The organism is Grimontia sp. SpTr1, from assembly GCF_947387585.1.
In the GTDB taxonomy this organism is placed as follows: domain Bacteria; phylum Pseudomonadota; class Gammaproteobacteria; order Enterobacterales; family Vibrionaceae; genus Enterovibrio; species Enterovibrio indicus.
Genome location: NZ_CANDOD010000015.1, coordinates 129,793 through 144,420, shown reverse-complemented (window position 1 = coordinate 144,420; position 14,628 = coordinate 129,793). Strand labels below are relative to the sequence as shown.

12 protein-coding genes are annotated in these 14,628 nt (G+C 50.3%); 4 read left to right on the top strand and 8 right to left on the bottom strand.

Annotated elements, in window-relative coordinates; genetic code table 11:
- The first annotated feature begins 142 nt into the window (after positions 1 to 142).
- From QL223_RS19380 to QL223_RS19370, 3 genes are all read left to right on the top strand, one after another.
- Positions 143 to 2,185, top strand: coding sequence for a GGDEF and EAL domain-containing protein (locus tag QL223_RS19380; protein ID WP_281545670.1), 2,043 nt, complete (start codon positions 143 to 145; stop codon positions 2,183 to 2,185).
- 172 nt (positions 2,186 to 2,357) lie between these two features.
- A complete protein-coding gene (locus QL223_RS19375) occupies positions 2,358 to 3,353 on the top strand; it encodes a peptidase U32 family protein (RefSeq protein ID WP_281545669.1) in 996 nt (331 codons plus the stop codon).
- A gap of 11 nt (positions 3,354 to 3,364) precedes the next feature.
- Positions 3,365 to 4,249 (top strand): U32 family peptidase, encoded by an 885-nt coding sequence (locus QL223_RS19370; protein ID WP_281545668.1) that lies wholly within the window; start codon positions 3,365 to 3,367, stop codon positions 4,247 to 4,249.
- A 202-nt stretch (positions 4,250 to 4,451) separates the two neighbouring features.
- Here QL223_RS19370 and nlpI read toward each other — a convergent pair whose 3' ends face one another.
- Together nlpI and pnp are read right to left on the bottom strand one after the other, a co-directional pair.
- Entirely contained in the window at positions 4,452 to 5,357 is a 906-nt protein-coding gene (nlpI, locus tag QL223_RS19365) for a lipoprotein NlpI (protein ID WP_281545667.1), read from the bottom strand.
- A 78-nt stretch (positions 5,358 to 5,435) separates the two neighbouring features.
- Positions 5,436 to 7,565, bottom strand: coding sequence for a polyribonucleotide nucleotidyltransferase (pnp, locus tag QL223_RS19360; protein ID WP_046303875.1), 2,130 nt, complete (start codon positions 7,563 to 7,565; stop codon positions 5,436 to 5,438).
- Positions 7,566 to 7,639: 74 nt separating this feature from the next.
- Here pnp and QL223_RS19355 point away from each other — a divergent pair, with 74 nt between their 5' ends.
- Entirely contained in the window at positions 7,640 to 7,774 is a 135-nt protein-coding gene (locus tag QL223_RS19355) for a hypothetical protein (RefSeq protein WP_256481771.1), read from the top strand.
- Positions 7,775 to 7,965: 191 nt separating this feature from the next.
- Here the strand turns inward: QL223_RS19355 and rpsO are convergent, their stop codons facing one another.
- From rpsO to rimP, 6 genes are all read right to left on the bottom strand, one after another.
- Positions 7,966 to 8,235, bottom strand: a complete 270-nt coding sequence (gene rpsO / locus QL223_RS19350; RefSeq protein WP_002540321.1) for a 30S ribosomal protein S15 — start codon at positions 8,233 to 8,235, stop codon at positions 7,966 to 7,968.
- A gap of 131 nt (positions 8,236 to 8,366) precedes the next feature.
- Positions 8,367 to 9,317: a tRNA pseudouridine(55) synthase TruB gene (gene truB / locus QL223_RS19345; protein WP_281545666.1), complete on the bottom strand. Its 951-nt coding sequence runs from the start codon at positions 9,315 to 9,317 to the stop codon at positions 8,367 to 8,369.
- Positions 9,317 to 9,709, bottom strand: coding sequence for a 30S ribosome-binding factor RbfA (gene rbfA, locus QL223_RS19340; RefSeq protein WP_281545665.1), 393 nt, complete (start codon positions 9,707 to 9,709; stop codon positions 9,317 to 9,319). Before rbfA ends, truB begins: the two co-directional genes overlap by 1 nt.
- An 85-nt stretch (positions 9,710 to 9,794) precedes the next feature.
- Positions 9,795 to 12,494 (bottom strand): translation initiation factor IF-2, encoded by a 2,700-nt coding sequence (gene infB / locus QL223_RS19335; RefSeq protein ID WP_046303873.1) that lies wholly within the window; start codon positions 12,492 to 12,494, stop codon positions 9,795 to 9,797.
- 21 nt (positions 12,495 to 12,515) lie between these two features.
- Positions 12,516 to 14,003 (bottom strand): transcription termination factor NusA, encoded by a 1,488-nt coding sequence (nusA, locus tag QL223_RS19330; RefSeq protein WP_165016980.1) that lies wholly within the window; start codon positions 14,001 to 14,003, stop codon positions 12,516 to 12,518.
- Positions 14,004 to 14,024: 21 nt separating this feature from the next.
- The gene (rimP, locus tag QL223_RS19325) at positions 14,025 to 14,480 is read right to left on the bottom strand and encodes a ribosome maturation factor RimP (protein WP_002540328.1); all 456 of its coding nucleotides are present in this window, start codon (positions 14,478 to 14,480) and stop codon (positions 14,025 to 14,027) included.
- Positions 14,481 to 14,628: the final 148 nt, after the last annotated feature.

The window sequence follows — 14,628 nt, the reverse complement described above, 5'->3', positions numbered from 1 at the left end:
GTGTTTTTTCATGCCTTGAGTCAAAAAAACAAAGCTCTTCCCCATAAAGGTTTAACGTTGAGCTCTCACATTATATAGTGTTGTCTCAATAATGGAGTTGAATTTGGATATAGCTTCACTAGCTACGATGTATGGTGCCTAAATGCCCGTTGAGCAGTTGACCTATTGGTTTTCACGTCTTACGCAAAACAGTCCGTTTCTCTTTGCCGTTCTCGATAAACATCACCAATACCTCTGGGTGAGCCAGCGCTATTGTGAAATCAGCGGACTGGATCAGGACGAGCTGGTAGGAAAACAGGATCGAGAAATCCTTGGCGCCAGTTTTTATGATGCGCTAAAGCCTCACTACGAACGTGCCTTTGGTGGCGAAGCCACTGAAGGAGAAATCGTCCTGAACGATGGCATTCATGACTCCAGCTTCCATTTCAGCGTTACGCCACTCACCAACAGCGAGTGGGCCGATGGCGCGGTCATTTTCCATGCGGCAGATACCTCAGAAAGGCAGGTTCTGACTAGCGCACTCGAATCTTCAGAAAGCCGATTCAATAACCTTTGCCAACTCGTTGGTGAGGGATGCTGTGTGCTGGACGACGGTGTGGTTCTGAGCGCCAATCAGCATGCGGTGAAACTGCTTGGCTTTGACAGCCAGAATGAGATTCTCGGCGAAGACATCGAAAACCTGCTGGTGCCCCCAGTGAAAGGCCAATCGGTCGTCGCCTCCCTGACCTCACTGAAATCGGGGCAACAACTGGTATGCCAGACTAAAGGAACCGGTGACAGTCAAACCATTAATGTGTCTTATGGCTCGGTGAGTCTGCTGGGTGGCAGTGGTGCGATCATCACGCTTTCCCGCACCGCAGCCGTCACTGACCACAAACAGACGATTGAGAAGCTGGCACAATTTGACGCCTTAACGGGTCTTTACAACCGTCATGGCTTCTCCCGACGTCTGGAACAGCTCATCAAAAGTAATACGCCGCTTCTGATGTTTTACCTTGATGTCGACAACTTCAAAAACATCAACGATTCCCTTGGTCATCATATTGGCGATCGCGTGTTGCAGGACATTGCACAACGTCTTCGAAAGCAACTCCCTGCAGATACCATTCTTGGGCACCTTGGTGGTGATGAATTCGCAATTTTGCTACCAGAACAAAGCAGCGATGAAGTGGCTGAAGAGCTTTCACAGAAGGTGGTCGACGTGATAAGCCAGCCTTTTGACCTCTACCATTTCAGTAAGTACCTCGCCTGCTCTATTGGCTTGGTGAAATTCCCCGGCGACGGTAAAGATGCCCGCAGCCTGCTGCAAAATGCCGATACCGCGATGTACGAGGCGAAAGAGCAGGGTCGCAACCGTGTAGTGACTTACAACCAGCACATGAACAAAGAAGCGCGCATGCGTCTTTGGCTGGAAATAGAACTTCAAAAAGCGCTGCAAAACAACGGATTGGAAGTCTGGTATCAACCTAAGGTGAACGCCAAAGACTACACCATTAATGGGGCAGAAGCACTGGTACGCTGGAAGCACCCAGTGGAAGGGTACATCAGTCCTGGGCGCTTTATTCCGGTCGCTGAACGCTCTGGCATGATTGAACTGCTGGGTCGCAATGTCATGCGTGAAGTGTTCCAGACTGTCCGTCGCTGGCAGAACATGAAAGTACTGCCGGGCCGCGTGGCCATCAACCTGTCACCACAGCAGTTCCGTAACCCGAACCTGACCTCACACATGAAAAAGCTGCAAGCGGCGACCCAAACCGATCCTTCGCTCATAACCTTTGAGCTTACAGAGAGTGCGGTGATGAATGACGGCGAGCACGCAATCCAGATGCTCAACGCCATCAAAGATCTTGGCTTCTCACTATCGATTGATGATTTTGGTACCGGTTACTCCTCGCTCTCTTATCTCGCCAAGTTCCCATTGGATGAGATTAAGATTGACCGAGCCTTTATCTGCGACATGGAAACCTTCCCCAAGCAGGTCACTTTGATTGAAAATATCATCAATCTTGGCCGCTCGCTGAACATGTCCGTGGTAGCCGAAGGTGTCGAATCCGGGAAACAGGCCAGTGTGCTTGCAAACCTAAAGTGCGACACGATTCAAGGGTTCCATTTCTACAAACCCATGCCTCGGGCTGAGTTTGAAGCATTATTGAACAACAACCGCAAAGCAAAAATTGCGTCTTAACGATTACAACTAGAGAGGTGCCATTGACACCTCTTTTCCCCTCCCTCTTATCCGTTTGTTGGCACTAACCTGCCTTACATCAAAATCCCTCTCCCCAACACTCCCTACAATTCAGGGTTTATCGAAATACGAATAACCAGCCTGATGCTGACCACGCGACGTGGGGAGAAATATGGAATTGCTTTGCCCGGCAGGTAACCTTCCTGCCCTGAAAACCGCCATCGATAATGGCGCGGATGCGGTATACATTGGCTTTAAAGACGGCACCAATGCCCGCCACTTTGCTGGTTTGAACTTTGATGGTAAGAAGCTGGAAAAGGCCGTTTCTTACGTTCACGACCGCCAGAAACATATCCATGTTGCGCTAAACACTTTCGCGCATCCAGATGGCTTTCAACGTTGGACTGACGCCGTAGATGCGGCAGTGGATCTGGGCGTCGATGCACTGATCATTGCCGATCTCGCCGTGCTTGATTATGCCGCCACCAAGCACCCTGATATGGAAATCCATCTCTCGGTACAGGCATCGGCCACTAATAGCGCAGCTATCAAGTTCTACAAAGACCATTTCAATGTTAAACGTGTAGTGCTGCCACGCGTGCTGTCCATGCATCAGGTTAAGCAACTGGCACGCACCACAGACGTAGATTTGGAAGTGTTTGCCTTCGGTAGCCTTTGCATCATGTCAGAAGGTCGCTGCTACCTGTCGTCATACCTGACCGGTGAATCCCCGAATACTGTTGGTGCATGCTCTCCGGCTAAGTACGTACGCTGGCAAGAAACCTCAGAAGGCCTCGAATCACGCCTGAATGACATATTGATCGATCGCTATAAAGCGGGCGAAAACGCTGGTTATCCGACGCTGTGTAAAGGCCGCTTCGTCACTGATGGTGAGCCTTTCCATGCACTAGAAGAACCCACCAGCCTCAACACCCTATCGATTCTGCCTGAACTGTTTGAAGCGAATATCGCATCAGTGAAAATCGAAGGTCGTCAGCGCAGCCCTGCCTATGTTGAGCAGGTCACCCGCACCTGGCGTCAGGCAATCGACAGCTATCAACGCAATCCGGAAAGTTATCAGGTGCTACCTCAATGGAATCAGTGTCTGGACAGCGTTTCAGAAGGCGCGCAGACCACCCTTGGTGCTTATCACCGTAAATGGCAGTAAAGGAGACTTCTATGAAATACTCACTTGGCCCACTCCTCTACTTCTGGCCAAAAAACGATGTAGAAACCTTCTATCAAAAAGCGGTACGTAGTGATGCCGACATCGTCTATCTCGGTGAAACCGTGTGCTCCAAGCGACGTGAGATGCGTCCTGCAGACTGGATGAACTTAGGCCGCGAACTGGCAGCCAGTGGCAAACAAGTCGTGCTTTCCACTATGGCGCTGCTGGAAGCGCCAAGCGAAGTGAAAGTGATGCAGACCTATATCGACAATGGCGAATTCATTGTTGAAGCCAATGATGTCTCCGCCATCCAACTGGCGCACGAAAAAGGCATCCCTTTTGTCGCTGGGCCTGCACTTAACCTTTACAACGCACAAGCACTTCAAGTGATGCTGAAAAAAGGTATGACCCGCTGGTGTATGCCTGTTGAGTTGTCACGTGAATGGCTGCAAAAAGTGCTGACAGAAGCAAAAGCGATGGAGATTCGCGATCAGTTTGAAGTGGAAGTCTTCTCTTACGGCAACTTGCCACTGGCCTATTCCGCCCGCTGCTTCAGCGCACGTGCTGAGAATCGCCCAAAGGATAAATGCGAAACCTGCTGCATCAACTATCCGCAAGGTCTTGAAGTAAAAAGCCAGGAAGGCCAATCCGTGTTCACTCTGAATGGTATCCAGACTCAATCTGGCTACTGTTATGACCTAAGTGCAGATATGGCATCGATGGAAGGTCTGGTGGATGTCGTACGTATCAGTCCGCAAAGCGACGCAACGCTTGATGTGCTTGCTGGCTTTAAACGTGGCGAGTCAGGCTTTGCACCGAAAAGTCATTTCTGCAATGGCTACTGGCACAGCATTGAAGGGATGGCGACACAACCTTATACCAATCACAGTAAATAGGTGATCAGAAATAGCGCAGGAAAAATGCTCGAGAATAAGGCGGAAATTTTCGATAAGTAGTTATTCTACAGTCAAATTTTCCAACGCTGTTATCGAGCATTTTAACAAGCTAGGATGAGTAGATATTTACTACGATTGGTATTGAGCCGCCTGAAAAACGAGAAAAGCCGCGAACGCGGCTTTTTCTTTGTCTAAAACCCCATCATGAAGATGGTGGATGACTCAGGTCGTAAGCGATACGGCTCAACTCCAACATGGAGTAGCGGTGTTCAACGAAGTCATACACATTGCCAGACATTGCAAGCTTATAAAGGGCCACAGCGGAATTAATATCACCCTGCGCCTGATAGCGCTTGGCAAGATAGAAGTAACCTTCGCAGAGTCGTTCTGCAAGCTGAGCATTGTCCGTACTGGTATTCATCACTTCACGGAAGAAAGCGTCTTCACTGATGTCGTTCAGATACATCCTTGCCAGCAACCAGCCCCAATCAAGCTTATCTGAGCGGTCATAGCGCGCTCTCAAACCCTGCTGCGCTTTTTCCGGGCCATCTTTTTCGAGCTCAGCAAGATACAACCACAGTGCGCGGTAGGCGTCATTCTCGTTATCGTTGTAGTGCTTGAGTAGATCGCGGACAGCCAGGTCGTAACGGCCGCCGTAATACAAAGCGATACCGCGGTTTCGCTCGGCAAACTGGTGCTGCTCGTTCAGTTCAAGGCTGGAGTCGAAAGCTTCATAGGCGGCGTCATACATACCACTTTGGGTAAAATAGACACCCAGAATGTTAAACACATCTGGCTGAGCAGGGTTATAGGAAAGTGAACGGTTAAAATCCAGACGCGCCAGATCGCGAAGACCCAGACTGTCATTAATCAGGCCACGCTCGTAGAAAAGCTGCGCCCTGTCTTTTTCGGTTAAGTCATCACGCAGTAAAATTTGGTCGATACGCGCCAGCTGCACTTCCTGCTGCGTGGTTGGCTGCAGTGGTACCGCCATTGGCAGCATGTGCCAAGGCTGGTTGTTGTTCACTGAGTTGCCCGAGGTCACACAGCCTGATAACAGCAGTGCAGAGCCTAGAACCGTCAGTGGCAGCCAGTTAAGTTTTCGCATTCGCGCTTCTCTCCTGAAAAACAAAAAGGGGGCATTGCCCCCTTTGTTATACCGTGTTTCACGCTAAAGCGTAAACCGTTATGCGTCAGCTTCTGGCTGTGCGTCAGTTTCTGAAGCTTCCGGCGCTTGCTCTACCGCTTCTTTCATTGACAAGCGGATACGACCCTGACGGTCGATTTCCAGAACCTTAACCTGTACTTCCTGACCCATTTCAACGTAGTCAGACACTTTCTCGATTCGCTTATCAGCCACTTGAGAAATGTGTACCAGGCCTTCTTTGGTGCCGATAACAGACACGAAGCAACCGAAGTCTACGATGCGGGTGACTTTACCGGTGTAGATACGACCTACTTCCACTTCTGCAGTCAGCGCTTCGATGCGCGCGATAGCCGCTTTCGCTTTCTCGCCGTCGGTTGCTGCGATCTTCACAGTACCGTCGTCTTCGATTTCGATAGTGGTTTCAGTTTCTTCAGTCAGCGCACGGATAACCGCACCGCCTTTACCGATAACATCTTTGATCTTCTCTGGGTTGATCTTGATGGTATGGATACGTGGTGCGAACTCAGAGATATCGTCACGTGCAGAAGAGATAGCCTGATCCATCACGCTCAGGATGTGCAGACGCGCACCTTTTGCTTGGTTCAGAGCGATCTGCATGATCTCTTTGGTGATACCTTCGATCTTGATGTCCATCTGCAGCGCAGTCACACCGTCATCAGTACCCGCTACTTTGAAGTCCATGTCGCCCAGGTGGTCTTCGTCACCCAGGATGTCAGACAGAACAACAAAGTCTTCGCCTTCTTTCACAAGACCCATCGCGATACCCGCAACAGATTTCTTGATTGGCACACCTGCGTCCATCAGCGCCAGCGATGAACCACAAACAGAAGCCATTGAAGAAGAACCGTTAGATTCAGTGATTTCAGATACTACACGAACTGTGTACGGGAATTCTTCCTGAGATGGCATCACTGACTGGATACCACGCTTCGCCAGTTTACCGTGGCCGATTTCACGACGCTTAGGAGAGCCAACAAAGCCGGTCTCACCTACACAGTATGGAGGGAAGTTATAGTGGAACAGGAAGTTATCCGTTGTTTCACCAGTGATTGAGTCGATGATTTGCGCATCACGCTGAGTACCCAGAGTTGCCGTTACCAGCGCCTGAGTTTCACCACGGGTGAACAGTGAAGAACCGTGGGTACGTGGCAGAACGCCAGTACGAACGTCCAGTGCACGAACCATGTCTTTCTCACGGCCGTCGATACGTGGTTCACCGGCAATGATACGGCTACGTACTACGTTCTTTTCAAGGCTGTACAGCATGCCTTGGATTTCACGTGCGTCCAGCGTCTCGTCTTGTTCAAGCAGTTGCTCTTTCACGCTTGACTTGATTTCGCCAACACGGTCGTAACGCGCCATTTTCTCAGTGATTTGGTACGCTTCGGTGAATTGTGCCTCAGCCAGTTCAGCAACACGCGCTTTCAGCTCAGTGTTTACTTCTGGTGCAGTCCAATCCCAAGCTGGAGTAGCAACTTCTGCTGCGAACTCGTTGATAGCCTGAATAACCACTTGCTGTTGATCGTGACCGAACACAACCGCTTGCAGCATTTGCTCTTCAGACAGACGGTCAGCTTCTGATTCAACCATCAGAACTGCGCCTTCAGTACCAGCAACAACCAGATCCAGACGGCTGTTCTCAAGCTCAGTGTTGCTTGGGTTCAGTACCAACTCATCGTTGATGAAACCAACACGCGCAGCACCGATTGGGCCGTTGAATGGGATGCCAGAAATCGCCAGCGCCGCAGAAGTACCAATCATGGTCACGATGTCTGGGCTAACGTTCGGGTTTACAGAAACCACAGTCGCGATAACCTGCACTTCGTTTTTGAAGTTGTCAGGGAACAGCGGACGGATTGGACGGTCGATCAGACGCGCAGTCAGGGTTTCGCCTTCAGAAGGACGACCTTCACGCTTGAAGAAACCACCTGGGATTTTACCTGCCGCGTAAGTACGCTCTTGGTAGTTAACAGTCAGAGGGAAGAAGTCTTGACCTTCAACCGCTTCTTTTTTACCAACAACAGAAACGAATACCGAAGTATCGTCCATGCTAACCATAACTGCAGCAGTCGCCTGGCGAGCCATTACGCCAGTTTCCAAAGTCACGGTGTGGTTACCGTACTGGAACGTTTTTACGATTGGATTCACGAGAGATTCCTTGTAGTTGTGCGCGAATACGCGCGGTTTTACTTTTCTTTCAAAGGTCTCACCAATCGCGACTAATGAGAAAGTTTTCGCCTTGGCTGGAAAGCTTTCTCAATAGTCGCGACCTGATGGTCGACTTCGTTGACTGTGAGTCCGATGAAAGCGCCAACATTATACACGGCTACACGATGAACGGTAACGTGAGACCGTAAGTTTCGTGCGTAAATGCCACAAAAATCTACGGATGTTGAAGGTTTATCCACAATCGCCCTTTTAGGCATTGTGAGGAAAGCGCACCGAAGGCTAAGCCTAGTCGAAGGGAGGAGGTTTCGGGGAGCAAAAACGAGAAAAGGAGCCACAAGGGCTCCTTTTCGGAATGCGATACTTAAAAGCCAGAGGCTTATTAGCGGCGCAGACCCAGACGCTTGATCAGCTCCAGGTAACGGTCAGCATCTTTACCTTTCAGGTAGTCAAGAAGCTTACGACGGCGAGAAACCATGCGCAGCAGACCGCGACGGCTGTGGTGGTCACCTTTGTGCTCAGCGAAGTGGCCTTGCAGGTGGTTGATAGAAGCAGTCAGCAGAGCTACTTGTACTTCTGGAGAACCAGTGTCGTTTGCGCCTTGCGCGTATTCAGCAACGATTGCTGCTTTAGTTTCTGCATTCAGAGACATAGTCTTTTCCTAAATGTAAAAGGTTTTAATTTGTGTCAGCCAATCTCTGATTCAGCCGACACCCGAGGCGGCGAATTCTACAGCGATTCCCAACATAAGGCAACTGCCGCAGGCTTCATCACGCCATAAATTTATACGTCGTGCGTACGCACCAAACGGCGCGGCTTCAACATGCCTTCAGCATCGATTTCACCGACACCGATAAAGGTATTGTCTTCACCCATGGTCACACGGACAACTTCGCCTTCTGCTGGCTCATTGGGGATTTGAACCGCCTGGCCTTGCAGTGCGTAACTCGCCACCACTGGCAGCAGGTTCACTTCACGCAAATCCTGTACAGCAGTATCCAATGGCAGAAGCAGTGGATCCAGCAGCTCACGCGGCTGAATGTCTTGCTCGCGCGCTTGTTCAAGCAGTGCTTCCAGTTGCTCAAGTGTCACCATTTTCTCATATGGATAGCCTGAAACGCCGGTACGACGCAGCATAGTCACGTGCGCACCACAGCCCAGCATCTCGCCCAGATCGTCAACGATAGTGCGGATGTAAGTGCCTTTCGAGCAATGGACTTCCATCTCGACTTCCTGGCCTTCAAAGCGCAGCAGTGAGATTTCGTACACAGTGATCTTACGGGCTTCACGCGGTACTTCAATGCCTTTGCGTGCGTATTCGTACAGCGGCTTACCTTCGTACTTCAATGCTGAAAACATAGAAGGAACCTGCATGGTTTCACCGCGGAACGACGCTATGCTTCGCTCCAGATCACCCATGCTCACTTTCACTTCGCGGGTTTCGACCACTTCACCGTCAGAATCTGAGGTGTTCGTGCGCTCGCCAAGCTTGGCAATCACACGGTAACGTTTGTCAGAATCGAGAAGGAACTGTGAAAACTTGGTCGCTTCACCGAAGCAAATTGGCAGCATACCGGTTGCCAGTGGATCCAACGCACCGGTATGGCCTGCTTTTTCAGCGAAGTAGATGTTTTTTACTTTCTGTAGTGCGGAGTTCGATGTAATGCCTGTCGGCTTATCCAGCAGGATAATACCGTCGACAGGGCGTCCGCGACGACGTGGACGGCGACCCATTATTCTTCGTCTCCGTTTTCATCCACACGGCGCTCTTCGTCTGATTTCACGGCTTGAGAAACCAGGTTAGAGATACGCATACCTTCTGTCAGTGATTCATCAAAGAAGAAAGTAATTTCAGGAGTGACGCGCAGACGAATCGCTTTGCCCAGCAGGCTTCGGATGTAGCCAGTTGCTTCTTGAAGCGCTTCCAGACCACCTTGTGGGGTTTGCTCACCCATGGTCAGGAAAGTCACGAATACTTTTGCGTAAGCCAGATCACGGGACACTTCTACGCCGGAAACTGTGACCATACCAATGCGTGGGTCTTTAATTTCGCGTTGCAGGATCAGGGCAATTTCTTTTTGCAGCTGCTGCGACACGCGTTGAGTGCGGCTAAATTCTTTTGCCATAACGCTCTTCTCTCATAAGAAATGGGGGGAAAGCGCTGAGCACTTCCCCCCATGGTGTTTATAAACAACCTGTTACGGTCGGTTATTATTCGATAGTACGTTTCACTTCAACGATTTCGAATACTTCGATTTGGTCGCCTACACGTACATCGTTGTAGTTCTTAACGCCGATACCACATTCGTAACCTTTCGCCACTTCTTGTACGTCGTCTTTAAAGCGACGCAGTGACTCAAGCTCACCTTCGTAGATAACCACGTTATCGCGCAGTACGCGGATTGGGTTGTTACGCTTGATGGTACCTTCAGTAACCATACAGCCTGCAATTGCGCCCAGTTTCGGTGACTTAAACACGTCACGTACTTCTGCCAGACCCATGATTTCTTGTTTGAACTCAGGTGCCAGCATGCCGCTCATCGCTTGTTTCACTTCGTCGATCAGCGCGTAAATCACTGAGTAGTAGCGAAGATCCAGACTTTCAGCGTCGATGGTCTTACGTGCAGATGCATCAGCACGCACGTTAAAACCAACCAGAATCGCGTTAGATGCCGCTGCCAGTACTGCGTCAGTTTCAGTGATTGCGCCCACACCAGAGCCAACAATCTTCACTTTCACTTCGTCAGTAGACAGTTTCACCAGTGAATCAGCAATCGCTTCAACTGAACCTTGTACGTCTGCTTTCAGAACGATGTTCAGTTCAGACACTTCGCCTTCAGCCATGTTAGAGAACATGTTCTCCAGCTTCGCTTTCTGCTGGCGAGCCAGTTTCACGTCGCGGAACTTGCCTTGGCGGTACAGTGCAACTTCACGTGCTTTACGCTCGTCACGTACAACAGTCGCTTCGTCACCTGCTTGAGGAACACCTGACAGACCCAGGATCTCCACAGGGATAGAAGGACCTGCTTCTTCAATCTCTTTACCGTTCTCATCGCGCATCGCACGAACACGGCCATATTCCAGGCCACACAGAACGATATCGCCACGCTTCAGCGTACCTTCCTGAACCAGAACAGTTGCTACTGGACCACGGCCTTTATCCAGACGTGATTCAACAACCACACCACTCGCCATGCCGTCACGTACTGCTTCAAGTTCCAGAACTTCTGATTGCAGCAGGATAGCTTCCAGCAGCGCATCAATGTTCAGACCTTGCTTCGCAGAAACGTGAACAAACATGTTCTCGCCGCCCCAGTCTTCCGGGATAACGTTGTGCTGTGCCAGCTCATTCTTCACTTGATCTGGGTTAGCCGCTTCTTTATCGATCTTGTTCACTGCAACAATCAGAGGAACTTCAGCCGCTTTCGCATGCTGGATTGCCTCGATAGTCTGTGGCATTACACCATCGTCTGCAGCAACAACAAGAACAACGATGTCCGTTGCTTTCGCACCACGAGCACGCATAGACGTAAACGCTGCGTGTCCAGGAGTATCCAGGAAGGTGATCATGCCATTGTCGGTTTCAACGTGGTATGCGCCAATGTGCTGGGTAATACCACCCGCTTCACCCGATGCAACGTGCGCTTTACGGATGTAGTCCAGCAGCGACGTCTTACCGTGGTCAACGTGACCCATGATAGTAACAACTGGCGCGCGTGGTTCACGAACCGCATCACCATCACGATCTGACAGTACTGCTTCTTCCAGCTCGTTTTCTTTGCGAAGAACAACCTTGTGGCCCATTTCTTCAGCTACCAGCTGAGCGGTTTCCTGATCGATAACCTGGTTGATGGTTGCCATTGCACCCATCTTCATCATGGCCTTGATCACTTCCGTCGCTTTAACCGCCATCTTGTTTGCCAGTTCAGCAACAGTGATGGTTTCGCCGATTTCTACATCACGGGTAACTTTCTGAGCAGGCTTCTGGAAGCCGTGCTGCATTGAGGTTGGCTTAGCCATACGGCCTTTGATCTTGCCACCCTTACCACCGCGTGGACGAGAAGATGAAGAGTCATCTTTCTCTTGTGCTGATTTTTTCTTCTTACGACGACGTGGTGCAGCTTCTTGACGGCGATCTGCCTCATCTTCTGCTTCACGTGCGTATTTCGACGTCGTGGTGTGGTGATCAGCTGTTTCCATTACTTCAACAGCAGCTGCGTCTTGTTGACTCCAGCGCTCTTCGTTCAATTCTGCCATTTTGCGTGCCTCTTCTAGCTGGCGCTGACTTTCTTCTTCAGCTTTACGCTTGGCTTCCTCTTCCTGGCGACGCTTGAGTTCATCAGCTTCTTTCTTTGCTTGCGCCTCAGCTGCTTCACGAGCTGCAGTTTCTTCCGCAGTTTCGTTCGAAGCTTTTGCTTTCTCAGCCGCAATACGTGCTTTTTCTTCTGCTTCGCGCTTGGCCTTCTCTTCAGCCTCACGTTTTGCTTTCTCTTCAGCTTCACGTTTCGCTGCTTCTTCAGCTTCACGACGTGCCTTTTCCTCGGCTTCGCGTTGTGCTGCTTCTTCAGCTTCACGTTGTGCAGCTTCCTGAGCTACACGCTGTTCTTCCAGTTCACTGCGCTTCACGTAGGTGCGCTTTTTGCGCACTTCTACCTGAACATCCTTACTCTTTCCGCCAGCACCTGAAACACTCAATGTGCTGCGTTTTTTGCGCTGTAACGTCAGTCGAGTTGGAGCGCTACCATCATCACCATGCTCACGCTTAAGGTGAGACAGTAAGGTTTGTTTCTCATCTTGGCTTACATTGTCGTCTGCCGATTTCTGAATGCCTGCATCTTGAAATTGCTTCAGCAAACGTTCTACCGGCGTGTCAATTTCGCTCGCCAGTGCTTTAACTGTAACCTCTGACATTCTGCTCCTCCTTTGCTGCGCTTAAGCTTCGTCGCTGAACCAGCAAATATTGCGCGCAGCCATAATCAGCTCGCCCGCTTTAACTTCATCCATTCCCTCGATATCCAGAAGATCATCTGTGCCTTGGTCAGCCAGATCTTCCAGAGTGCAAACGCCTTTCGACGCCAGGCGGAACGCCATTTCACGCTCCAAACCTTCCAGACCAAGCAAGTCTTCTGCTGGCTCTGCACCATCAAGGATTTCTTCTTTTGCCAACGCAATAGTGGTCAGTGCTTCTTTCGCACGGTTACGCAATTCATCAACGGTGTCTTCATCCAGACCATTGATTTCCAGAAGCTCTGCTGCTGGTACGTAAGCCACTTCTTCCAGCGTCGTGAAGCCTTCTTCAACCAGCACTGCAGCGAAGTCTTCATCGATGTCCAGATGTTTGCTGAACAGTTCGATAGACTGACCAGCTTCTTCCTGGTGTTTCTTCTGAAGATCTTCCACGGTCATTACGTTCAATTCCCAGCCTGTCAGCTGAGACGCCAAACGTACGTTTTGACCGTTACGGCCGATAGCCTGTGCCAGGTTGTCAGCTTCAACAGCGATATCCATCGTGTGGGTGTCTTCATCCACAATGATGGAAGCAACGTCTGCTGGTGCCATTGCGTTGATAACGAATTGCGCTGGGTTGTCGTCCCACAGCACGATGTCGATACGTTCGCCGCCCAACTCACCAGATACTGCCTGAACACGCGCACCGCGCATACCCACACACGCACCTACTGGGTCGATACGCTTGTCGTTGGTTTTCACCGCGATTTTTGCACGAGAGCCCGGGTCACGAGCCGCGCCCATCACTTCGATCATCTCTTCGCCGATTTCTGGCACTTCAATGCGGAACAGTTCGATCAGCATTTCTGGCTTTGAACGGGTCATGAAAAGCTGGAAACCGCGCGCTTCTGGGCGTACAGCATACAGCAAACCACGAACGCGGTCGCCTGGGCGGAAGTTTTCACGTGGCAGTTGATCGTCACGCTGGATTGCCGCTTCTGCGTTGTTACCCAAGTCAACGATAATCACATCGCGATTAACTTTCTTAACCACACCGGTGATCAACTCACCTTCGTTGTCCATGAACTGCTCAACCACTTGAGCACGCTCGGCTTCACGTACTTTCTGCACGATCACTTGCTTCGCAGTTTGGGTCGTGATGCGGTCGAACGTCACTGATTCGATTTCGTCTTCAACGAAACCACCCAGATCCAGTGTCTCATCTTCGAATTGTGCCGCTTCCAACGTGATTTCACGCGTTGGCAGCGCCACTTCTTCTACCACCAACCAGCGGCGGAAGGTGTCAAACTCACCAGTTTTACGATCGATAGCAACACGTACATCGATGTCAGCTTCGTATTTTTTCTTTGTAGCTGTAGCCAGCGCCGTTTCCAGTGCTTCAAAAATGCGCTCACGTGGAACTGCTTTTTCGTTGGATACCGCTTCTACGACAGCCAAGATTTCTTTGTTCATGAACTAATGCCTCATTTAACCTTAAAATGAAGGAACCAGGTTGGCCTTGGCGATATTGCTCAGGGCGAACGCTTCTTCGTTGCCATCGACCTTGATGGTGACGGTTTCGCCTTCGACAGAAAGAATTTCACCTTTCCACTTGCGGCGGTTCTGCATGGCCATCTTCAGCACAATGTTCACTTCGTGGCCAACAAAGCGCTGATAATGTTCTGCTTTAAACAGTGGTCGCTCCAAACCAGGAGACGACACTTCCAGGTTGTAAGCCACAGTAATTGGATCTTCTACGTCCATTACTGCGCTAACCTGGCGGCTAACTTCAGCACAGTCTTCAACTGTGATGCCGTTTTCGTGATCAATATAGATACGAAGGGTGGAGTGTTGTCCTGCACGAACAAACTCGAGCCCGACCAGTTCGTAATCTAATGCCTCTACAGGCGCTTCAAGCAAGGCATGAAGCTGTTTCTCTAGTCCGGTCATACAAACCCCAGAAATAAAAAAAGGGCCTAAAAGCCCAGTTATCCATCCGAATGGTCATCTTCAGATAACAAAAAACCCCGAATGTCGGGGTTTAATGTAACTGGACCCTGATGTCATGATTTCTCATGACCAGTGACTGTTTTGGTCT

What these genes read in the sequence shown, in the direction of transcription:
- QL223_RS19375 (WP_281545669.1), top strand. Translation starts at nt 2,358, where the DNA reads ATGGAATTGCTTTGCCCGGCAGGTAACCTTCCTGCCCTGAAAACCGCC.
- rbfA (WP_281545665.1), bottom strand. Translation starts at nt 9,709, where the DNA reads ATGGCAAAAGAATTTAGCCGCACTCAACGCGTGTCGCAGCAGCTGCAA.
- rpsO (WP_002540321.1), bottom strand. Translation starts at nt 8,235, where the DNA reads ATGTCTCTGAATGCAGAAACTAAAGCAGCAATCGTTGCTGAATACGCG.
- QL223_RS19380 (WP_281545670.1), top strand. Translation starts at nt 143, where the DNA reads ATGCCCGTTGAGCAGTTGACCTATTGGTTTTCACGTCTTACGCAAAAC.
- rimP (WP_002540328.1), bottom strand. Translation starts at nt 14,480, where the DNA reads ATGACCGGACTAGAGAAACAGCTTCATGCCTTGCTTGAAGCGCCTGTA.
- truB (WP_281545666.1), bottom strand. Translation starts at nt 9,317, where the DNA reads ATGGGTCGCCGTCCACGTCGTCGCGGACGCCCTGTCGACGGTATTATC.
- QL223_RS19370 (WP_281545668.1), top strand. Translation starts at nt 3,365, where the DNA reads ATGAAATACTCACTTGGCCCACTCCTCTACTTCTGGCCAAAAAACGAT.
- QL223_RS19355 (WP_256481771.1), top strand. Translation starts at nt 7,640, where the DNA reads ATGAGAAAGTTTTCGCCTTGGCTGGAAAGCTTTCTCAATAGTCGCGAC.
- nlpI (WP_281545667.1), bottom strand. Translation starts at nt 5,357, where the DNA reads ATGCGAAAACTTAACTGGCTGCCACTGACGGTTCTAGGCTCTGCACTG.
- nusA (WP_165016980.1), bottom strand. Translation starts at nt 14,003, where the DNA reads ATGAACAAAGAAATCTTGGCTGTCGTAGAAGCGGTATCCAACGAAAAA.
- infB (WP_046303873.1), bottom strand. Translation starts at nt 12,494, where the DNA reads ATGTCAGAGGTTACAGTTAAAGCACTGGCGAGCGAAATTGACACGCCG.